Annotated in this window: 23 protein-coding genes; 14 read left to right on the top strand and 9 right to left on the bottom strand. The window is 45.8% G+C overall.

The window, feature by feature from the left end; translation table 11 throughout:
• The first annotated feature begins 1 nt into the window (after position 1).
• Positions 2-2,266, top strand: a complete 2,265-nt coding sequence (locus KFF44_RS12340) for a xanthine dehydrogenase family protein molybdopterin-binding subunit (RefSeq protein ID WP_255934619.1) — start codon at positions 2-4, stop codon at positions 2,264-2,266.
• 68 nt (positions 2,267-2,334) lie between these two features.
• On the opposite strand, the gene KFF44_RS12335 is transcribed toward KFF44_RS12340, so the two are convergent.
• Positions 2,335-2,898 (bottom strand): outer membrane protein, encoded by a 564-nt coding sequence (locus KFF44_RS12335; RefSeq protein ID WP_255934616.1) that lies wholly within the window; start codon positions 2,896-2,898, stop codon positions 2,335-2,337.
• A gap of 138 nt (positions 2,899-3,036) precedes the next feature.
• On the opposite strand from KFF44_RS12335, the gene KFF44_RS12330 reads away from it, so the two are divergent.
• Positions 3,037-4,659, top strand: a complete 1,623-nt coding sequence (locus KFF44_RS12330) for an NAD-dependent malic enzyme (protein ID WP_255934614.1) — start codon at positions 3,037-3,039, stop codon at positions 4,657-4,659.
• Between the two features lie 58 nt (positions 4,660-4,717).
• Here KFF44_RS12330 and KFF44_RS12325 read toward each other — a convergent pair whose 3' ends face one another.
• The 3 genes from KFF44_RS12325 to KFF44_RS12315 form a co-directional block, all read right to left on the bottom strand.
• Positions 4,718-5,251: an outer membrane protein gene (locus KFF44_RS12325; RefSeq protein WP_255934612.1), complete on the bottom strand. Its 534-nt coding sequence runs from the start codon at positions 5,249-5,251 to the stop codon at positions 4,718-4,720.
• Positions 5,252-5,361: 110 nt separating this feature from the next.
• A complete protein-coding gene (locus tag KFF44_RS12320; RefSeq protein WP_255934609.1) occupies positions 5,362-6,915 on the bottom strand; it encodes a PH domain-containing protein in 1,554 nt (517 codons plus the stop codon).
• A 7-nt stretch (positions 6,916-6,922) separates the two neighbouring features.
• On the bottom strand, positions 6,923-7,456 hold the full coding sequence (locus tag KFF44_RS12315) for a PH domain-containing protein (RefSeq protein ID WP_255934608.1): 534 nt from the start codon (positions 7,454-7,456) through the stop codon (positions 6,923-6,925).
• A 156-nt stretch (positions 7,457-7,612) separates the two neighbouring features.
• On the opposite strand from KFF44_RS12315, the gene KFF44_RS12310 reads away from it, so the two are divergent.
• Positions 7,613-9,430, top strand: a complete 1,818-nt coding sequence (locus tag KFF44_RS12310; protein ID WP_255934606.1) for an ATP-binding cassette domain-containing protein — start codon at positions 7,613-7,615, stop codon at positions 9,428-9,430.
• A 2-nt stretch (positions 9,431-9,432) separates the two neighbouring features.
• Here KFF44_RS12310 and KFF44_RS12305 read toward each other — a convergent pair whose 3' ends face one another.
• Positions 9,433-9,840 carry a cupin domain-containing protein gene (locus tag KFF44_RS12305; protein WP_255934605.1) on the bottom strand — a complete coding sequence of 136 codons (408 nt, stop codon included), beginning with the start codon at positions 9,838-9,840 and terminating at the stop codon, positions 9,433-9,435.
• Between the two features lie 82 nt (positions 9,841-9,922).
• On the opposite strand from KFF44_RS12305, the gene KFF44_RS12300 reads away from it, so the two are divergent.
• On the top strand, positions 9,923-10,987 hold the full coding sequence (locus tag KFF44_RS12300; protein WP_255934604.1) for a kelch repeat-containing protein: 1,065 nt from the start codon (positions 9,923-9,925) through the stop codon (positions 10,985-10,987).
• A gap of 16 nt (positions 10,988-11,003) precedes the next feature.
• On the opposite strand, the gene KFF44_RS12295 is transcribed toward KFF44_RS12300, so the two are convergent.
• Positions 11,004-11,480, bottom strand: coding sequence for a nuclear transport factor 2 family protein (locus tag KFF44_RS12295; RefSeq protein ID WP_255934603.1), 477 nt, complete (start codon positions 11,478-11,480; stop codon positions 11,004-11,006).
• A 19-nt stretch (positions 11,481-11,499) separates the two neighbouring features.
• Positions 11,500-11,943 carry a GFA family protein gene (locus KFF44_RS12290; protein ID WP_255934602.1) on the bottom strand — a complete coding sequence of 148 codons (444 nt, stop codon included), beginning with the start codon at positions 11,941-11,943 and terminating at the stop codon, positions 11,500-11,502.
• Between the two features lie 209 nt (positions 11,944-12,152).
• Between KFF44_RS12290 and KFF44_RS12285 the strand changes: the two genes are divergently transcribed.
• The 9 genes from KFF44_RS12285 to tolB all read left to right on the top strand — a co-directional run bounded on the left by KFF44_RS12285 (position 12,153) and on the right by tolB (position 19,068).
• On the top strand, positions 12,153-12,902 hold the full coding sequence (locus KFF44_RS12285) for a YebC/PmpR family DNA-binding transcriptional regulator (protein WP_255934600.1): 750 nt from the start codon (positions 12,153-12,155) through the stop codon (positions 12,900-12,902).
• A 69-nt stretch (positions 12,903-12,971) separates the two neighbouring features.
• A complete protein-coding gene (ruvC, locus tag KFF44_RS12280) occupies positions 12,972-13,475 on the top strand; it encodes a crossover junction endodeoxyribonuclease RuvC (protein WP_255934598.1) in 504 nt (167 codons plus the stop codon).
• Positions 13,472-14,104 (top strand): Holliday junction branch migration protein RuvA, encoded by a 633-nt coding sequence (ruvA, locus tag KFF44_RS12275; RefSeq protein ID WP_255934596.1) that lies wholly within the window; start codon positions 13,472-13,474, stop codon positions 14,102-14,104. The genes ruvC and ruvA overlap by 4 nt, the downstream gene beginning before the upstream one ends.
• The gene (ruvB, locus tag KFF44_RS12270; protein WP_255934594.1) at positions 14,101-15,150 is read left to right on the top strand and encodes a Holliday junction branch migration DNA helicase RuvB; all 1,050 of its coding nucleotides are present in this window, start codon (positions 14,101-14,103) and stop codon (positions 15,148-15,150) included. The genes ruvA and ruvB overlap by 4 nt, the downstream gene beginning before the upstream one ends.
• Positions 15,147-15,617 carry a thioesterase family protein gene (locus KFF44_RS12265; RefSeq protein ID WP_255934593.1) on the top strand — a complete coding sequence of 157 codons (471 nt, stop codon included), beginning with the start codon at positions 15,147-15,149 and terminating at the stop codon, positions 15,615-15,617. Before ruvB ends, KFF44_RS12265 begins: the two co-directional genes overlap by 4 nt.
• Positions 15,618-15,708: 91 nt before the next feature.
• The gene (gene tolQ, locus KFF44_RS12260; RefSeq protein WP_370691166.1) at positions 15,709-16,368 is read left to right on the top strand and encodes a protein TolQ; all 660 of its coding nucleotides are present in this window, start codon (positions 15,709-15,711) and stop codon (positions 16,366-16,368) included.
• Positions 16,369-16,370: 2 nt separating this feature from the next.
• Positions 16,371-16,808, top strand: a complete 438-nt coding sequence (locus tag KFF44_RS12255) for an ExbD/TolR family protein (RefSeq protein WP_255934590.1) — start codon at positions 16,371-16,373, stop codon at positions 16,806-16,808.
• A 25-nt stretch (positions 16,809-16,833) separates the two neighbouring features.
• Positions 16,834-17,676, top strand: a complete 843-nt coding sequence (locus tag KFF44_RS12250) for a hypothetical protein (protein WP_255934589.1) — start codon at positions 16,834-16,836, stop codon at positions 17,674-17,676.
• Between the two features lie 24 nt (positions 17,677-17,700).
• Positions 17,701-19,068 (top strand): Tol-Pal system beta propeller repeat protein TolB, encoded by a 1,368-nt coding sequence (gene tolB, locus KFF44_RS12245; protein ID WP_255934587.1) that lies wholly within the window; start codon positions 17,701-17,703, stop codon positions 19,066-19,068.
• Between the two features lie 69 nt (positions 19,069-19,137).
• Here the strand turns inward: tolB and KFF44_RS12240 are convergent, their stop codons facing one another.
• Together KFF44_RS12240 and cysQ are read right to left on the bottom strand one after the other, a co-directional pair.
• Positions 19,138-19,704, bottom strand: coding sequence for an NnrU family protein (locus tag KFF44_RS12240; RefSeq protein WP_255934585.1), 567 nt, complete (start codon positions 19,702-19,704; stop codon positions 19,138-19,140).
• A 96-nt stretch (positions 19,705-19,800) separates the two neighbouring features.
• Positions 19,801-20,610 carry a 3'(2'),5'-bisphosphate nucleotidase CysQ gene (cysQ, locus tag KFF44_RS12235; protein WP_255934584.1) on the bottom strand — a complete coding sequence of 270 codons (810 nt, stop codon included), beginning with the start codon at positions 20,608-20,610 and terminating at the stop codon, positions 19,801-19,803.
• Between the two features lie 234 nt (positions 20,611-20,844).
• Here cysQ and KFF44_RS12230 point away from each other — a divergent pair, with 234 nt between their 5' ends.
• Positions 20,845-21,483 carry a histidine phosphotransferase family protein gene (locus KFF44_RS12230; protein ID WP_255934583.1) on the top strand — a complete coding sequence of 213 codons (639 nt, stop codon included), beginning with the start codon at positions 20,845-20,847 and terminating at the stop codon, positions 21,481-21,483.
• Positions 21,484-21,570: the final 87 nt, after the last annotated feature.

Below are 21,570 nucleotides of genomic sequence, written 5' to 3'. Positions count from 1 at the left end.
CATGACCCGTATTCATAATGTATCGAAAAATGACTATTCCCGTCGTGGTTTCCTAAAGGGTGCTGTAGCAACAGGAAGTCTGGTTCTAGCCGCAAACGTAATACCTTATGGACCGCTTAGTGAATTGCAGGCCGCGAACGCTGACAATGATCTTGTTAATTCAGCCTATCTAAGCATTAGCCCTGATGGAACGGTAAATATTTTCATTCACCGTGTGGAGATGGGGCAGGGAAGCCGCACAGGGCTTCCTATGATTATCGCAGATGAACTTGATGCTGATTGGGAACGTTTGAACTTTGTCCCTGCTTTTGGCGACAAGAAATTTGGCGACCAAAATACAGACGGCTCAACGTCTATCCGTAGATTTTATGATGCTTTCCGCCGCGCAGGTGCTGGCGCACGTATGATGCTACAGCAGGCTGCGGCGAATAAATGGGGTGTGTCTGTTGGACAGGTCGATGTGAAAAATCATCGCCTCATTAATACTGTTTCTGGTGCGTCAGCTGATTTTGCAGATTTTGTTGAAGCAGCAAGCAAACTCTCAGTTCCAGCGGATGCGGACCTTGTGTTCAAGGCCAAAGCAGATTGGAAATATGTTGGTAAGCCAAAGCAGATTATCGACATGAAAGGCATCGTTACTGGTACTGCTGATTTTGGTCAGGATATCAAGCGCGAGGGTATGTTATTTGCTGTTGCCACTCGTCCTCCGGCCGTGGGCGGAAAAATTACCAGCTATGACAAAGCGGCTGCTATGGCTGTTTCAGGGGTTGTTGATGTTGTTGAAATGCCTGTCCTTGAGTTTCCTGCGCTCTTTAAACCACTTGGCGGTGTCGCGGTTGTTGCAACCAACACCTGGGCTGCGAAGAAAGGTGTTGAAGCGCTAAATGCTCAGTTTGAGGGCGGTGTTAACGGTAGCTATGATACAGAAGCCTACGAAGCTGAATTATGGCAATCGGTTAAAAAGGGCGGCACTAATCATTTGAACCGCGGTGATGTGGATAAAGCAATCTCGGAAGCGGCAAAAACATTTGAAGCTGATTATTTTGTCCCTCATCTGGCTCATGCGCCAATGGAACCAATGTCTGCCACAGCAGAATGGATTGACGGCAAGCTACATATCTGGACCAGTTGCCAAGACCCGCAATCCGTTCAAAGCACTGTTGCACCGTTTGTTCAGCAAAAACCGGAAGATATTTATGTTGAAGCAGCGCTATTAGGCGGTGCCTTCGGCCGTAAATCCAAGCCTGATTTTGCAGTTGAGGCAGCGCTTCTTGCAACCAAAATGAAAAAGCCTGTTAAAGTGGTTTGGATGCGCGAAGATGATATTAAACATGGATATTATCACACGATCACAGCTCAAAGTGTGAAGGCAGGCCTTGATGAAAATGGTAAGGTAAAAGCTTGGCATCATAAAACTGCTTATCCATCAATCGGTGGTACGTTTGACCCTGCGTCTGTCGGGCCCGGTGGGTTCGAAATGGGCTTGGGTTTGACCGATATGCCATTTGAGATCGATAATTTACGTGTTGAAGCCGGCGAAGCAAAGCAGCAAGTGCGAATTGGCTGGATGCGATCAGTTGCGAATATTCAGCAGGCATTTGCGCTTGGTTCTTTTGTTGATGAACTCGCGCATAATGCAGGTGTTAATACCGTTGATTACTGGATGGAGTTGATCGGTAGTGACCGCTATGTCAATCCAGCGGATGATGGTGCACAATATGGCAACTATGGACAGACGCTCGAGCAGTTCCCGATTGATACTGCGCGCCTGAAGGCCGTGTTGGCAAAAGTTGCTGATATGGCCGACTTCAAGCGCAAGCGTCCAAAAGGCCGCGGCGTTGGTATCAGTGTTCATCGTAGCTTTGTAAGTTATGTTGCAAGCGCGATTGAAGTTGAAGTTTCTGATGCTGGTGAAGTGAAGGTCCTGGACGCGTGGATGGCGGTTGATTGTGGCCTCGCTGTGAATCCCGACCGAGTGAAAGCGCAGATGGAAGGCGCGGTTGTCTTTGGCTTATCGCTTGCGATGCATAGCGAAATTACGGCGAAAGACGGTGCGATCGTTCAGGGCAACTTTGATGACTATCAGGTTTGTCGTACAGATGAAGTGCCTAATGTTGAGGTTGCTATCATCGAAAATGACGCACCTCCTGGCGGTGTTGGTGAACCGGGTGTTCCACCTGTTGCTCCAGCCTTTACAAACGCTGTCTTTGCCGCCAGTGGCAAGCGGATTAGACGCCTGCCACTTGGCGATCAACTCTATGCCTAAGGTATTTAGATAATTTATTGGAAAGGGCGGCCCAAAAGGTCGCCTTTTTTATGATAGTATATTACTTTCTAAAAGTTAAATGAAATACCAGCTGTGAGGCTAAAACCATTCAGGCTAATGTCATTACCGATATCATCAAAAGTTGAGCCTAAATTAATGTATTTACCTTGAACTCTCAGGGATATGTTATCGTGTATTGCTCGTTCATAACCACTGACAATACTAAAACCTTCATTCGTACCTAAGAAGCCGTCTCCATTTTCAAGACTTAATCCACTTTCATATCCAGCACCTACATATACTAAGCTTTTTTTATCCTCTCCTGTCACTATGCCGATTGTTCCAAGTATAGATACAACCCCTGCCGTGTCGTCTTTAAGCACTCCATTCAAGCCTAGCTCAAGACCTAAAACGATATCATCACGCCTCTGGTGACGACCGCCAATAAATGCTCCGGCTGAAACTCCATTGTCTTCGTCTATATCTAAGTACCCAATTTCAGCGCCTACATATATTTTAGAAAAATGCTTTTTTTCTTCGTTGCTTGACTTTGTCTCTTGTGCGTTTAGATGAAAACTGCCTAAAAATATTGTCAGTATTATTCCAATATTGAAAACTTGCCTTTGAAACACATCAACCCCCTTGGTTTGCTATTTTGAATATTTTAAGACTTTGGGGAACTTCATTGCTAAGTATGGCGAAAATAAGATGTTTAAACTTGCTATCTTTGTTATATGAAATAAATAACGCCAAAATAAGGAAATAAGGCAATGATCGGAAACAAGGGACGAAAAGGCTATAGCCTTTTGTATAGCGCACCGCTTAATAAATCGACCGGGTTTTCCCGAGAAGAACGTGATCAATATGGCCTTCGTGGATTGTTGCCGTATCAGGTGTGTAATATTGATATACAGACCAGCCGTGTTTTGGAAAACATGCGCAGGAAAGAAAGCAATATTGAGAAATACATCTATTTAGGGGCATTGCATGAACGCAATGAGCGCCTTTTCTATCGCACTGTGATCGATAATATCGAAGAAGTGATGCCCTTGATCTACACGCCTACGGTAGGGCAGGCTTGTAGCGAGTTTGCTCATATTTTCCGTCGTCCTAAAGGGTTTTATGTTAACCCTGAAGATAAAGGTCATATTAGAGAAATGCTTGATAATTGGCCGCGAAACGATGTGCGGGTTGTCGTAATAACGGACGGTCAGCGTATCCTTGGGCTGGGTGATCTTGGATCAAACGGTATGGGAATCCCAATTGGAAAGCTTCAGCTTTATGTTGCATGCGCTGGTATTAACCCTATGCACTGTCTGCCGATTATGTTGGATGTCGGAACCAACAATGAAGAATTATTAAATGATCCTCTTTACTTGGGTTACCCGGCGAGGCGCATTGAAGGCGATGAATATAAAGACCTTGTAGAAGAAACATTAGCGGCGGTTGTTGATAAATATCCGAAAGCGATGATTCAGTTTGAGGATTTCCTGACACCAAATGCATATAGTCTTCTTGAGGAATACAAAGATCGTATTCTTTGTTTCAATGATGATATCCAGGGTACGGCATCCGTTAGTTTAGCAGGCGTGTATGCGTCAACTCGTGTATCGGGTAAAGCCTTCAAAGATTTGAAAATCATGTTTTTGGGTGCAGGTTCTGCGGCAACGGGGATTGGTGATTTGATGGTTTCTGCCTTAGAGGCTGAGGGGTTATCAAATCAAGAAGCACGAGAGCGGTTATGGTTCGTGGACAAAGATGGCCTACTGGTTAAATCACGTTCAAACGAATTATTGCCTCATAATTTGCCGTATGCACATGACATGGAGCAAATGGACTTTCTTGAAGCAATAGACAAGATCAGACCAAATGTATTGATTGGTGCGACAGGTGCACCGGGCACGTTCACCGAGGATGTCATCCGTGCAATGACACGCATCAACAACAGACCAGCAATTTTCGCGCTTTCAAATCCGACATCACGCGCTGAATGTACCGCAGAACAGGCCTATGACTGGTCAAATGGCCTCGCTATTTTCTCAAGCGGAAGCCCGTTTGCACCTGTTAAATATGAAGGCCAACTATACAAGCCTGGACAAGGTAATAATGCTTATATTTTCCCGGGTGTAGGGCTTGGTGCTATTGTGGCTGAGGCCAATACAATAACTGATAGTATGTTTATGATCGCTGCTAAAACGCTTGCTAACATGGTCAGTGAGGAAGATCTGTCGCACGGGGCGCTTTATCCGCCATTAAATATTATTCGTCAGGTCTCGCTGGAAATTGCAGTTGCAGTTGCCGAAGAAGCTTTCGAAACTGGTAACGCAAATGCAGAACGGCCGGATGACATACGTGCAGCCATTGAAAAACAGATGTATGATCCTAGTTATTAAATTCGCTTTATAAAGAAAGGGGCTGGTAGCCCCTTTCTTATTGCTAATTTTGCGCTTCTTAGAATTTGAATAACACACCAACTGTTCCGATATAGGCTTGGCCTAGATCACCAACATCTTGATAAGTACCCTGAACACGTACACTTAGATTGTCTTTGAAAGCGCGCTCGTAACCAAAGCTGCCTCGGAAACCACCGAAAGATGCGCTATCAGAAACAGCACCGTTTGTACGGCGCGTAATGTCAAGTTCGCCGTAACCAGCGTTGATAGACACCAAGTTACGATTTTCGTCACCAAACGCAAACCCAAGGATGCCTGTCGCTGACCATACGTTGCCGATATTTTCGGAGATGTTACCGACTGTTGCTGATGTCGTCAGGTCACCAAATGTCCCTTCAACGCCAAAAACAATATTTGTTTCGCCTTGAAAACGATATCCCAAAGCGCCGCCATAGTAAAAATCGCCACTATCTTCGAGACCAATGTCCGCACCAACGAAGGCACCTTCAAAGTGCTTATCAGCAGACTGTGCGTTGCTGAGCGAAGAAATTGAGAAAATAGCAATAATAGTAGAAATAAATAATTTGTGCATATGCACCCCCTATCGTTAAAATGAAGGTGCTGATTTATGATGGTATAATTCAATTATCAAGAGTAAATAATTGGACTGGTACCTTTACGAAATCATGTGATATTTTTACGTCACATCCATGGTTTAGTCGATTGCTCAACCTTTGCCAGAATTAAATTCCGCCAGTGATTGGCATCATTTAGCGGCATGTATGGCATAGTAAGTGTTTGGCCTGCAATATTAATTTTCAGGGTTGCTAGACCTTTACGGCGTTGGCCCGGTGATTGGCGTATACGAACATTTTGAACTTTATACATTGGGAATACGGATATGGACTTTCCAATAAAGCCAGATTGGATAATCGCATATTCACCATGTAAGGCATAGCGATAACGTTTCTTCTTTTGAGTAAAGATCAAACTTAATGGCGCAAGTATCAAAAGGAGCAGGAAGGAAAATGCCCCCGCTTTAATTGATAGCAAACCAGCACCAATTAATATTGGTATTGCAGCCACTAAGATCAGTCGGCGAGTATACATACTGTTTATCGGAAGCGTTTTGATTTCTTTCCAATTCAAGCCATCATAGAGTAGTTCACTAACGTATTTATATCCTTTAATATCCAGGGATGGGATAATGAAGTTTTTCCCGCCCTGTGCTGCATTTCTAATGAAGCCAATTTGTTTGAAAACAATGTTGAAACAACCAACTAACCGCCCGATAGCACTTTGCTTGATCACCAGTCGTTGGATTTTACTTTCTTCCATGTTGGCTTGTTGTTTTTCCAAAAGGCCATTTTGCCTGGAGATACGGCCATTGTTGCGGAATAATTTATAATCGTAATGAATTAGGATGCTCGCCGCGACTGATATCAGCATAAGAATACATAGAACGGCAAAGGCCAATATTATTGTTGATCCAATCAGAGCAACAGGGCCGAGTGCTTCAACGCGTTCATAGGCGGCTTGCATTTGCGGTGTTACCAGCCAGTCCCAGTTATCTTCAAACTGGTTCAATATAGGGGCCGCGAGGCCTGCAAATATCCAGATATTGTTGTTTGATACGCCGTGTTTTATCAGGCTTTTGATGTCTTGCGTAACAATCGGTTTTTCGTTATTTTGGGACGCCTCGGCATAATTGCTATCAGTACCATCATCCGGTTGGATATTAGTCTGTTTTTGAATAACATCGTGTTTAACGCTGTTCGCTAATTCGATTGGAATTCCTGCAAGATTGACTTCCTCTGAGGAAGAGCCTGCGCTTTCCAGCGTTAAAACACTTAAGCCAAAAGGTCTGAAATATATGGGTTGCTTGATCGCAATATTTTGTATGCGCCCGAAACTAAGATTAAGTTGCTTTTTACTGATGACGCCACTTCGGATTAGGAATGATGTATCGGTCATGTTGAAGCGGAAATAGAGATATTTCAGAATAGCAACAATTATTATCGCCGCCACGAGCGCTGCACCAGCAATCGTGAACCACCATAAGTCAAAACCCTTTGAGGCTATTAGGACAAAGAGTGGTGCCAGAGCCTGCCAGCCGTGTTGGGCCGTTTGTTTTATGGTTGTGACCACAAAATATGCGATGGCAACAGGCGACAATCGCTGCCAGTTTCTTGGATGTTTATTGTTATTTTTCGTGTCTGACACAGGATCTGTATTATGGCTATGATGTTCGGTCATCTTGGCCTCAGGCGCTTAAGCTGGCGCGTGATAAGACATATTCCCGAACGCGGATAGCGTCTGTTTCGGGAAGGGCAGGAATAGTCATATCTGCCTTCAACCCACCAGCCGTAAATAGGCGCAAACTGGAAAGATTAAAAAGCCGTTCCAATGGGCCGCGATGAAGCTCTGCATGTTGTAATCTGTTAAAGGGCACGGCAACTACAGTGCGCCATATAACCCCACTTTTGTATAGGATATCCTGTTCACGAATAGCATAACCGCGGTGTTTCGCGTCTAGATGGCACCAGAAATAACCAGCAATCAATAAGATAGCGGCGCCTATATATATCCATTGAACATAGTATGTGATTAAAACAGGAGCATCAACCAGATATAGAACCGTCGCGACTAGCGTGGGGGCTGATGCCATGATGAGCGTCATGATAATTTGTATTGTTGGATAAGACGGGGACAGAGGTTTCATGGGCACGTCCTCTGCTCTTGGCAAGCCATCGGTTATGATTGTTTCATTTGTGAAAGCGTTCATTCGATCAGTCATGCATCCAATTCCCGAATATGTTTCATAATCAAATGGCAATATTTTCAATCGGTTTCAAGTCTCTATTCCTGTAACTGAATGACAAAGCTTGCTCAAATTAGTGGTATGTGACTATAAGCGGCTACATATTTGTCTGATATCTATGGAATACCAAGCATGGCGCCACCAATCCTTAGCCTTAGAAACATTAACCTCAGTTGGGGCGCGGATCCAATTTTATCCGATTTAGAGATGCATATTGGCGATAATGACCGACTGTGTCTGCTAGGCCGTAATGGAACAGGAAAATCTACCCTGCTTAAAATCATTGCGGGCTTGATTGAAGCCGACGACGGTGAAAGATGGGTTAAGCCAGGTGCCAAAGTGGCGTATTTACCGCAAGAACCTGATGCATCCGCGTATAAAACGCTTTTTGACTATATTCTGGGTGGATTGCCCGAGGATGAAGCGGACCAAGCCTACCGCGTAGATGTTTTGGTGGACGATTTGGCAATTAAAGCAGACGCAAGCCCTGAAAGCGCATCTGGCGGCGAACTCCGCCGTGCAGCACTCGCTAGAACATTAATTGGTGAACCAGACCTATTGTTGTTGGATGAACCAACAAACCATCTTGATATTACAATTATTGAATGGCTGGAGAATTATCTCAGGAACTGGCGCGGGGCAATGATGCTAATCAGTCATGATCGCGCGTTCCTTGAAAGTTTAACCAAAGCATGTCTGTGGTTGGACCGGGGGCAGGTGCGTAGGCTAGATGACGGGTTTCAACGTTTTGAAGCCTGGCAGGAAGAAGTGCTCGAAGAAGAGAAAATGCAGGCCAAGAAGCTTGATAAACTGATTAAGGAAGAAACACGATGGTCTGTGGAAGGAATTAGCGCACGGAGGACCCGAAACCAGGGACGTCTGCGCCGCCTGTATGCACTTCGGCAAGAGCGTGCAAATCAGATAGAGGTGAAAGGTTCGGTTTCTATTTCGGTTGGAGAAGGCGGAAAGTCTGGTGCACGTGTCATCGAAGCTAAAAATATTTCCAAGGCCTACGACGGTCGCACGCTCTTTAAAGAGTTTGATTTGAAAATAGCACGTGGGGACCGGATTGGCATCATTGGTCCAAACGGTGTTGGGAAGTCTACCCTTTTGAAAGCATTAACGGGTGTTATAGAGCCCGACACCGGTACTGTGAAGCTTGGAACCAATCTTGATATTCTCTCTATCGATCAAAGTCGATCTGATTTGAAAGAGACGATGACGGTATCTGAGGTTCTGGCCGGTGGCAGTGATTGGGTCGAAATCAACGGTGAGCGTAAGCATGTCAGAAGCTACATGAAGGATTTCCTGTTTGATGCAAGTCAGGCCAATACACCTGTTTCAGCTTTGTCAGGCGGAGAGCGAAATCGACTGTTGCTTGCCGCCAATTTTGCCAAACCCTCTAACTTCCTGATTTTGGATGAGCCCACTAACGATCTTGATATGGATACGCTTGATCTATTGCAGGAAGTATTGGCCGATTATCAGGGAACTATTCTTCTCGTCTCGCACGACCGTGACTTTCTGGACCGAGTGGTAACAAGTTCGATTGTTATGGAAGGGGATGGGTCTGCCATAGAATATGCTGGTGGATATAGCGATTATAAAACACAGAAGAAGGCAGGCGAACGGGGCAAAATTGTTGATACTACGGCTAAGAAAGCACAGGTGTCCAATGTCACGTCCATTGCCAAAGCTATAAAAAAGAAAAGTAATAAGCTCTCGTATAAAGACCAGCGCGAATTAGATAGCTTACCTGCTGAGGTGGAGGCGCTATCTATGAAAATATCAGATATGGAAGCAGAATTATCTGATCCAGATTTATATACAAAAAATCCAGCACACTTTAATGCTCTTTCGAAAGACATTGAGGCCAAACGAGACGAGTTAGATGCAAAGGAACTTCGCTGGCTTGAGTTGGAAGAGCTCAAGGAAAGTTTGAATAATTAGTTTTAATCCACGAGTGTTCTGACGGGTTTCCCTTTGGTATGTACGCGAAAGACGATAATTTCCGTTATCTCGTCTGTTGTTAATGCACTATGGATTGTTTTCGCAGGTATTTTGTATGCGGTGCCTGCTATTAACTCGATGTTTTTATCCCCATCAAGCTTCAATATTGTTTTTCCCGATAGAACGTAAAGATATTCTTCTGTTGGGTGGGTATGTCTCGGCAACGTTTGATGCGGCTGCATCGTTACGCGTGAAATTAATACCTCATGGTCGGCAACCGACTGGATATCAGATTTTAACAAGGCCTCTAGACTTATCGGTGGTGTCTTTTCTTGAGCAATCGGTGTAGCAATGGTTTTGTGAGCGCCAAGAAAACCCAGCATGATAATAAGGGATAGAAAAAATCTCATTTTTAAACTCCATCGACAGCGCCACGAATTTTATTATAACATGGCCGGTGTGAATGCCAATTACCTCTGTTGGATATAGATAATGAAGATAAAATTGCTTGGTGCTTTAATTGGAACACTGATGGTTTCAAAATTGGCGTCTGGGATGGAAACTTGCCTGCCGCCCCTACCGGAACCGCATGCGAATAATGCTGTCGCGTCGCTGACCATTAATGACAAGCTCTATGTCGTGTCGTTTGCGGGTCTCAGGGAGGGCAAAACTTGGCGAGATACCTCAAAGTCAGCTTATATGTTTATTGAAGGTAATCGAACTTGGAAGAAAATGCCGGATATCCCTGTTCAGGAAGGGCGTTTGGCTGCAAGTGCAGAGGCGGTTGCTGATAAGATATATCTTTTTGGAGGGTATACAGTTGCCGAGGATGGTAGTGAGTTTTCAACACCTGAGGTATTTTCATTTGATCCGGTAGGCCAGACCTATACCAGACTTTCGGATATGCCAACGCCTGTCGATGATATGGTCACATTCGTTTATCAGAATCGTTATATTTATCTTGTGTCTGGTTGGCATGATACCGGTAATGTTTCGCAAGTTCAGGTTTATGACACAAAAACAGATAGTTGGTTTCGCGCTACCGATTATCCTGGTACCCCAGTTTTCGGTCACGCTGGTGGTATTGTAAGGAACCAGTTTATAATAGCAGATGGTGTTGCAGTTGTCGGTAAGGATGATAACGGACGGCGAGTTTTCGATACTGTAAACGAAGGCTGGTTGGGAACGATTGATCAAAATGATCCTGCGATCATCACATACCGAAAGCTACCACAATTGCCGGGAAGAGGGCACTATCGTATGGCGGGCGCAGGCGACACGGCACGCAATCAGGTTATTTTTATGGGCGGCACGCCAACCGCGTATAATTATAATGGTATTGGCTACAATGGTAAGCCTGCTGAAGCGAGCGAGCATATGTATGCCTGGAGCTTTGAGCGTAATAACTGGCTATTACTGAATGATCGCCCAATTCCTTCCATGGACCATCGTGGTATGGTTCAGGTTGATGGCAATTGGTGGACGATTGGTGGGTTGGATAGGAACCGTGCTGTAACAGGCGCTGGCTTGTCTGAGAAATTGGTTGTTTGTCAATAAAAGTTGTAGGTTCCGATTATTTAGCAGGTTTTTGACTGCTTGCGACATGGACCAATTTCCAATCACCCTTCGCTTTTGACCAGATTTGTGTCCCTGCGCCTTCAGCAGTGATGCTTTGGTTTGATTGCAGTGTAATTTTTGCTGAGTATTCGTTAACAAGAACAGCTGTTTTGCAGTCGAGGACGGTAATTTTTACGTTTTGAAAATTTAGTTCATTGTAGGCTTTGATGTATTGAAATTGTTGATTAAAACTATTTTGAAATACATCAAACGAGTGGGTGACGGTTCCATCGGAATTTAGAGCTGTATATCGATCTTTATCAAAAAAGCTAAAATATTTATCACTGTCCAACGACTTCACGGCGCCCGCTAAGTCCGTGAAAGATTTGTTTATCGTAGCCTTGATTGTTTGGTCTGGAACTTCTTGGCAATTTTGTGCTTGTGCAGGAAGGGCTGCTAATATGCAAGCTGACGAAATAAAAAATAATCGCATTTTGTGTTTCATTGACGGATTATAATCCTACATCCCAGGCTTCTTTGACGACTGTTTCAGACGTCCATAAGTCTTCCCAGCGGATGCGTTTTTCATAATCACTTAGTGTTTTCGGCGAAGCACGCTCGCTTTGCCCGAGTTTTTCAGCACCCTCAAGGCAATTTGCATTTACGGCGCCGTGTAGTTTACCGTTAATCTCGGCTGTAACGGCAGTCGTTGTACCGCAGCGCTGGCATATCCAGAACCTTGCTAATTTGCTTCCTTGCTCGTAAAGCGAAAGCGCAGCTTCGTTCATAACGGCGATATCAATTCGACCCTGTGGGTCTGACACCCATTCGGCGCCGTTACGGCGGCAAAAACCACAGTCGCATTCACGGGGCGTCAAATCAGAGGCGTCTTGCTCTGTCTTAAAAACGATTGTGATGTTTCCGCAGTAACATCCGCCTGAAAATTCCTGTGACATTGCTGTTAGCCCGTATAAAATTCGTGTAAATTATAATTAAATCACTTTGATATGAACATAGACTGTGAATACCCCCTGTTCAAGGCTAATAAATCTGCTAATAAAGGACCAAATGCAGTTCTGTTTTGATACTACGGATCAGGCAAACTGCGGAAATGAATTTACAATAGATCAATAGTACTAATTGGCAGTACCATAAGAGGGATAAAATGGCAGGCCATTCCAAGTTTAAAAACATTATGTATCGCAAGGGCGCGCAGGATGCGAAGCGCTCTAAAATGTTCTCAAAATTTAGCCGTGAGATTACGGTTGCCGCTAAAATGGGCGGTGAAGATATGGATAGTAATCCGCGCCTTCGCTTGGCTGTTGCAACGGCGCGCGCGCAATCGATGCCTAAGGATAATATCCAGCGGGCTATTGCCAAAGCCTCTGGCGGTGATGCTGAAACATATGATGAAATGCGCTATGAGGGCTACGGACCAGGTGGTATCGGCGTCATAGTGGAAGCCTTAACAGACAACAGGAACCGCACCGCTTCTGATGTAAGAACAATCTTCAACAAAGCTGGCGGTAATTTGGGCGAGAGTGGTTCTGTTGGTTTCATGTTTGACCGTGTTGGTGAAATCGTTTTTGCGGGCGATGTAACGGACGCAGATAGTATGTTTGAAGCAGCGCTCGAAGCTGGTGCTGATGAGGTTGAGAGCGATGACGATGGTCATACCATCTATACAGACGCGTCTGATCTGCATTCTGTTGTGTCTGCATTGACGTCTGAACTCGGCAAGGACCCAGAGAGTGCCAAGCTAATTTTTAAGCCAAAAGAACCTATGGTTCTCGATCAGGAAGCTGCCGAAAAACTAATCAGATTAATCGATGCTCTTGAAGATAATGATGATGTTCAGGTGGTTTTTGGTAACTACGACATTCCTGAAGATGTTATGGAAGCACTTGCCCAGTAATGGAACTATTATGAGCGACCATAATTGGTAAGTGTAAAAAGGCTTGGTGATAACCTCTAGGGATTATCTATGCGATTATTGGGGCTTGACCCGGGATTACAAAAAACTGGCTGGGGTATTGTTGACAGTCATGGGACACGCTTGCGGCACGTCGCCAATGGCGTCGTGAAATCTGATCCTAAACGAAGCCTCGCTGAGCGGCTTGTGGAATTGCATGATGGTTTAACCGAGGTTATCACGGAATGGCGACCAAGTTCCTGCGCCGTTGAGGAAACTTTCGTCAATAAAAACCCAACGTCCACATTGAAGCTCGGTCAGGCAAGGGGGATGGCCCTTTTTGTTCCGGCAAATGCTGGCTTGATGGTCGCTGAATATACGCCTAATCACGTAAAAAAATCTGTTGTGGGTGTGGGGCACGCAGATAAAGGTCAGGTTGATGCCATGGTGCAGGTTTTATTGCCAGGTGTTAAAATTAATGGACCAGATGCAGCCGATGCGCTTGCTGTTGCCATTTGCCACGCTCATCACATGTCTACAGCGGACAAAGTTGGGCTGAAAGGGATTCGTCTATGATCGCTAAACTAAAAGGGTTGGTTGATAGTTACGGCGAAGATTGGCTGATTATGGATGTGGGCGGAGTTGGCTATCTTGTGAATGCCTCGTCCAGAACATTGGGCCAGCTTCCAGCGGTTGGTCAGGGCCATGGATTACATATTGAAACTGTGGTGCGTGAAGACGCAATAACGTTGTTCGGTTTTGGTGATGTTATTGAGCGCGATATGTTCAGACTTCTTACCTCGGTTCAGGGGGTTTGGGCTAAGGTCGCGCTTGCAATATTGTCTGTTCTGGAACCAGGTGAACTTCAGAATGCGATCGCAGCGCAGGATAAAGTATCCGTTAGTCGCGCGAATGGTGTTGGCCCAAAACTGGCCGCTAGAATTGTTAATGAGCTTAAAGACAAAGTAACGGGCCTCGCCTTACAGCCGAAGGGCGCTCAAATACCTGCGGCGGGCGCTGGCGGTGAAAACACGGTCTCCACGTCCAACAGTGAAATAGAGGATGCAGTCTCAGCGCTTGTAAACCTTGGATATCGTCCAACAGACGCACATGGTGCGGCAGTAAGGGCAGCAAACGAGCTTGGTGATAGTGCAAATGTCGCGTCTATTGTGCCGCTGGCCTTGAAAGAATTGAGCAGCGTATGAGCGAAGGACCAGAAAATATTACAGATCGTTCGGAACTTGCTGGTGATGTGATCGACTCTGGATTGAGGCCTCAGTCGCTTAGTGAATTCATCGGTCAGGAGCAAGCCCGCGAAAACTTGTCCGTTTTCATCGAAGCGGCACGTGCGCGCGCTGAAGCAATGGATCATGTGTTGTTTTTTGGTCCTCCGGGGCTTGGTAAAACCACGCTGGCACAGATTGTGGCTCGAGAACTTGGTGTTAGCTTTAGAGCGACATCAGGTCCTGTTATCGCAAAAGCTGGTGATCTTGCGGCCCTTCTCACAAACCTTCAGGAACGCGATGTTTTGTTCATTGATGAAATTCACCGTTTAAACCCTGCGGTGGAGGAAGTGCTGTATCCTGCGATGGAAGATTATCAGCTTGATCTGATTATTGGCGAAGGCCCTGCTGCACGTTCAGTGAAGATCGATTTACCAAAATTTACGCTGGTCGGCGCAACAACGCGTTCGGGCTTGATTACGAAACCACTCCGTGACCGATTTGGTATTCCGACACGCCTTGAATTTTACACCACAGAAGAGTTAACCGAAGTTGTACGTCGGGGTGCCCGCTTGCTCGAGCTCGGTATGACTGATGATGGTGCCCGTGAAGTCGCTGCGCGTTCACGGGGTACGCCGCGAATTGCAGGGCGATTACTGCGCCGTGTTCGTGATTTTGCTTTGGTTGCTGGCCGTGAAAAGGTGGATGCGGTTGCAGCAGATGCCGCTTTGACAAAATTACAGGTTGATTGCCTTGGTCTTGACACAATGGACAGGCGTTATCTGTCTTGTATTGGTGAAACATATTCAGGTGGACCTGTGGGTATTGAGACGCTAGCTGCTGCACTTTCCGAGCCTCGCGATGCGATTGAAGATATTATCGAACCGTATTTAATGCAGATTGGTATGGTTGCCAGGACACCTCGTGGTCGTGTTTTGACCTCTGATGCGTGGAAGCATATTGGGCTAAACCCACCCGCTGGATCGGACGCAAGTGCACAACTTGATCTTATGGGAGGTAAGGGATGACGCCTCTACCAGCGCACGGCGAACGCAAGGACGGTATCTTCGCCTTTCCAATTCGTGTTTACTATGAAGACACCGATGTGGGCGGGATGGTTTATCATGGCCGTTATGTAAGCTTTTTTGAGCGTGTTCGCTCTGAGAGCATCAGGGGAACCGCGGCGGATGTGGACGCGCTTTTTGATATACCGGAAAGCGAAGGTGGCCCATTAACATATGTAGTTAGTAAGATCGCGGTATCCTATCATACGCAAGCCAAGGTGGGTGATGTTTTGATAGGGTATTCAACGGTTAAAAAAGTTCGTGCTGCTGCAATCGAAATCGATCAATGGATCGAGCGTGATGGTGAACGGGTCGCAAGTGCTGAATTAGTGGTTGCGATTGTTGATAAAACAGGGCGCCCACAGCGCTGGCCAAGTGATGCCCGTGCTTGCTGGCAAGAATGGATGAATGATGCAGCGAACGCTGTTTAGTGTGATTGAATGAGGATAGGTAATGCAAACTGATACTGTTGAAGCGGTACAATTAGGCGGAAATGCACAGGTTGACTTTTCGATTGTTGGCATGTTTATGCAGGCAGACTTCGTTGTTCAATTTGTCATGATTATGCTGATTACAGCGAGTATTTGGGGATGGTCGATTATATTCAACACTTGGGGACGGCTGAAATCCGCTCGTGCTAAGGCCGATTATTTTGAAGACGTATTCTGGTCCGGCAATTCATTGGACGAACTATATAATCGCATCAAGCAGGCACCTGATCATCCGCTTGCAGCAGTTTTCGTTGCGGCGATGCGGGAATGGCACCGAAGTTTGGGTAATCGTTCAGGCACTGGTGTTGATAAGGTGACAGTTCAGGACCGTATCCATAAAGTGATGCATGTTACGACGGGTCGTGAAATGGACCGCCTGGAAGGGCAGGTTGGGTACCTTGCAACGATTGGTTCGGCAGCACCCTTTGTCGGATTATTTGGAACTGTTTGGGGGATTATGAACAGTTTCACATCAATTGCAGTTGCATCAGATACTTCATTAGCAACAGTTGCACCAGGTATCGCCGAGGCATTGCTCGCGACTGCACTGGGTTTGGTGGCTGCGATCCCTGCCGTTATCGCATACAATAAGCTCGCGACCGATATGGGGCGCTATGCAAGCCGGGTGGAAGGGTTTGCAGATGAGTTTGCTGCCATTCTCTCCCGACAGCTTGATGAGCAGGGGCATTAATAATGGGTGCTTCAGTTTCAAATATGGGTGGTAAACGCGGCGGTGGTCGCGGTGGGCGTTATCAACCGCTGGCGGAAATTAATGTAACACCGTTCGTAGATGTGATGCTGGTGCTTCTTATCGTTTTCATGGTTGCGGCTCCGCTCTTGACCGCAGGTGTGCAGGTGGAATTACCGAAAGCCCAGGCGAAGCCATTACCGCAGGATAGTAAGCCGCTTGAAGTAACCGTTGATCATGAAGGTGCCATATTTATTGTTGATAGTCCGATTAATTTAAACGAATTAGGACCAAGGCTTACAGCGATTTCGGACAATAACAAGGATGTACGAATTTATGTTCGCGGTGATACAAAACTTGATTATGGCCGTGTGATGGAAGTTATCGGCGCGATTAATGCCTCTGGTTTTACAAAGGTTGCATTGATCGCAGAACAGCGGTAGATCGTTTGAAAAGGGTTTGAGTATAGTGAACGGCGAAAAAATAGGCTGGATATTTTCCGGGGCACTTCATGTTGGTGTTGTGGTCGCGGTTGTTCTTGGCCTACCGTCTTTTTCGTTCCACAAAGATGACCCAACACCGCCCCCAGTGATTGATATTGAGTTTATCAATATCGCAGATCAAACCACGGTCGCGGCACCAGAAGCAGAGCCTATTCAACCAGAACCCGAACCAACGCGTGCAGCACGTGAGGAGTTTGTCCCCGAAGAGGCCGCGGAGGCAGTGCCTCTGCCGACACCAAAGCCGGCGCCGCCAAAGAAACGTGAACCTGCACCAAAGAAAAAACCTGAAATATCAGTGCAGCAACGTTTGGCAAATAAAGTGCGCCCGCGGCGTAAACCAAAAGCCCCAAGTCGCTTCAAGAATTTGAGTTCAGTGATTGATAAAGCGATTAAGAACGAAACGGCACCGACACCTGAGCCAAAACCAGTTGAAAAGAAGGTTGCGGAAAAGAAACCAGATTTTCTTGCTGGTATCCGGCGGGGTAAAATCGGAGCGGCTTCACTGCGTGATGCGCTTAGCCAGAAACTCGCTGGTTGCTGGAATTTCCCGGTGGGAGCAAAGGGTGTTGAGGATTTAAGCGTTACCATCCTGATTTCGCTCAGGCGTGATGGCAGCTTGTCAAGGTCACCACAGTATGTGGATGTTGGCAGTTTTGATCGAAATATTACGCTCAGAACATTCGCTGAAAGTGCCAAGCGTGCAGTGCTTAGATGCGGCCCTTATGAAGCTGAGGCAACGAAGCTTTATGAACTTGGTGAAGACAGTATTGAATTTACATTTTCCGGGAAAGAATTTTCCGGCGGATAATAAATGACTATAGGCGATAAATTTATGAATAAACTTGTTTCTTATACTTTTGGATTTACCGCTTTACTGATGGTTTGTGCGCTTTCAGTACAAGCCCAGCTTAAGGTAGATATTAACCGGGGTACTGTAGACCCCGTTCCTATCGCAGTGCCTGAATTTGCACCGGTTGTTGATGTTGAAACATCGACCGGACGATTGTCTGATATCGGCTATAATATTAGTCAGGTGATATCGAGCAACCTAATCTCTACTGGCTTGTTCCGTACAATTGATGAAGCCGCATTTATCGAAAAAATTACAGCTGCCAATGCACCGCCGCGGTTTCCTGCTTGGCGCCCTCTGGGTGCACAGGGGCTTGTAACTGGCCGTCTTGAAATGTTGCAGAATGGCAATTTGCGGGTTGAATTCAGACTTTGGGATGTGGTTGCGGAAGTGCAGATGGAAGGTGTTGGTTACACCACACCTATTAGCAATTGGCGTAGAATTGCCCATGTTATATCTGATCGGATATACACGCGCCTCACTGGTGAAGAAGGGTATTTTGATACGCGTATCGTTTACATTGCAGAGTCAGGTGAAGCGCTTGACCGTGTGAAGCGACTTGCGATCATGGACCAGGACGGTGCTAACCAACAGTTCCTGACGAGCGGGGATTATCTGGTTCTTACACCGAGGTTCTCACCGAACCGTCAGGAAATCACGTACCTTAGTTATTTTAATGATAAACCCCGTGTCTATCTATTTAATATCTTATCGAACAAATCAGAGGTTCTTGGCGATTTCCCGAATATGACATTTGCACCACGGTTTTCACCGGATGGTAACAAGGTGATCATGACATTAGCGGAAAATGGGAATTCTGATATCTATGTTATGGACCTGAGAACACGTAAAATAACACGCCTTACTGACCACCCAGGTATTGATACATCTGCGTCTTACTCACCGGATGGGCGTCAGATTGTATTCAATTCTGATCGTGGTGGTAGCCAACAGCTTTATACAATGGATGCGGATGGCAGTAATGTGCGCCGTATATCCTTTGGAAACGGGCGTTATGCAACGCCGGTGTGGTCACCGCGGGGCGATTTGATTGCTTTCACGAAAATTGGTGACCGGAAATTCCGTATCGGGGTCATGCGTCCGGATGGCCGCGGTGAACGTTTGTTGACCGACGCTTATCAGGATGAGGGGCCAACTTGGTCACCGAATGGCCGCGTCTTGATGTTTTTCAGAACAACACCGTACAATAGAAACGGAACTGGCGGTAAAGCGAATTTGTGGTCAGTGGATCTAACAGGGCGCAATGAAAGGCCTGTTGCGACGCCGTTTAATGCGTCAGACCCAGCTTGGTCACCGCCTCTGCCAGTTACAACTCGCGGACGTAGATAATATAATAAAAGCCACCTGATGTTAGGTGGCTTTTTATTTACCGTGCTGTGACTTATCCATCAGTATCCCTCAAGCAGGAAAGGGATTAACACCAATTAGCCATTCATGGATCGCTATGAAACCTGCATAAAGTCCAACGGCGATTGTCAGTGTTACAATATCTTTAGCTATTGGTTGTTTATCGGCTTTCACCCAAGTACCATCCCGTTTATTGGCGCTGATCATTGACAGGATAGCCCACAAACAGAAACCACCAAATAGCAGAACCGAACGGGTTTCACCGTTCGCAAATAAGTGACCAAGCCCCCAGAAGAAAATACCAGTCATCTGTGGATGGCGGATAAAACGCTTTATATTGGTTGGGGCGTTACTGGATATAAACAGAATAAAAGCAAAAAGTGTTAGCAATGGGGTGATGTGATATCCCCAATCGGCTGGTGTATATAGAAAGCCGGGGTCGCTTGATCTCCAACCCACAACGATAATTGTCAAGCTTATCAGAGCAGTTAGGGCAAAGGCCGCAGCATACTTCTTTTTACCATGGCGCTCTATTACCTTGCTTCTAAAAGTAGCACCCGCTGTTGGTATAAGGTGCAAGCTTATGAATAAAAATAGCCCTAGAATTAATAGTAGCATCGGCAATCCCTCTTCTTCTTTCAGTTAGGTTACTCCTCCCACATGGGAATTTCGAGGTAAAATTATGCAACCGCGCTATGCAAAATTAATTAAGCGCTACAGCGAAGGTGTATTCGTCGCTGGATCGCCCTTGCAGATAAAGTAAGGGTTCAAAAATGTGTTTGGGTCTTTACCATATTGAAGTGGTTTGCCGTCAGGTGCATCAACACTGCCTCCAGCTGCCAGTAGAACCGCATGTGCGGCAGCAGTATCCCATTCACAGGTAGGGCCAAGGCGCGGGTACAAGTCTGCTTCGCCTGTCGCAATGAGACAAAATTTTAGAGATGATCCAATCGACGTATGTTCAGCCATAGGGTAATTGGACAACCATGTTTCCAATTCTAAGGAGCGATGGGATTTGCTGGCAACAATCACCAGGCTTTCAGTGCTCACTTTTCGGGTTTGGATTGGTTGTATATTATTAATTGCGCCGTTTTCTGCATCAGCCATCCAAGCGCCTGTGCCCACGATACCCCAGTATAATTTATTTAGGGCTGGTGCTAACACGAAGCCGAGAACTGGCTGATTATCAATGATCAAACCAATGTTAACTGTGAAATCATTGCCTTTTTTGATAAATTCCTTGGTTCCATCCAGCGGGTCTACGAGCCAAAACGTACCTTGGGAAATATCAGGGCACATTCCCTCTGATTTTGCTTCCTCGCCTACGATGGGAATATCCGGTGCAAGTTGCTCAAGCGCTTTGGTAATAACGATTTCACCTTGCCTGTCTGCTTCTGTGACAGGGGAATTATCATCCTTGCCGTAAACGTCAAAGTCAGTACCATAAACGTCCATAACTTTCTTACCAGCGTCCAGAATAGTGGAAGTTAATGGCTCTACAAAGGTTGCAAGGTCTATAGTCATGGATATGTTCCGAATTATGATGGCATGTATTATTATAGGTTTGATGAAGAAGTAAAATGCAAATTAGGAAATTCTATCCTCTTTAACTGACTTCTTTCTTGGCTATCGTTTAAAGCTTAGATATGGTTTCCGCAATATATACTAAAATAGCAAGATAAAATGCTTGCTACCTGCTGAAAAATTACCGCTATTTTGGCGGTACAGGGATGCTTTCGACATTAGGAGAAACTTGAAATGTCTAAAATCGACTTTGCTGCGCTTTTGTGTTCACGGTTATGCCATGATCTGGTTAGCCCTGTCGGCGCTATTACAAACGGCATTGAGATATTGGAAGATGAACATGATGCCGACATGCGGGAGCAAGTTGTTGATCTTTTAAAAAAGTCAGCGGTTCAAACGTCAAATAAATTACAGTTCTTCCGCCTCGCTTTCGGTGCTGGCGGTGGTTTTTCAGCCCAGCTTGATCTGAAAGAAGCTGAAAAAGCGCTCTTAAGCTTTGTTGAGGGCGCGAGGGTAAACCTCACTTGGCAAACAGATGTGTATCAGGCACCGAAGGCTGCCGTTAAGGTGTTGTTGAATTTAAGCCTTGTGGGTGCTGAGACCCTGATCCGTGGCGGTGACATGACGGTGACGTTTGAAGTTGAAGATGATGAGGCCATTATGAGTATGAAGATGGTTGGCGATAAAATCATTCTGCAAGATTCGATTAAAACGGCTTTGGCAGGGGATTTAAACGAAGATGATCTGGAGCCACGAACTGCTCCGGCATTCTTGGCATCCAATATTGTTTTTGGCCGCAATGGTAACGTTTCTGTCGATGATAGCATTGATGGTGAGCTAACAATTTCGGCTAAATTAAAAATAAATGCATAAATCGTCACGATTTCTGAAAAGTTTTACACGTTTTTAACTCTTTTTGCCCAAAGTCAGGATTGAATTGTCCTCGAAGTTTTGGGCAGG

The organism is Kordiimonas sp. SCSIO 12610, assembly GCF_024398015.1.
Lineage (GTDB): Bacteria > Pseudomonadota > Alphaproteobacteria > Sphingomonadales > Kordiimonadaceae > CANLMI01.
This window is presented reverse-complemented; position numbering and strand designations above follow the sequence as displayed.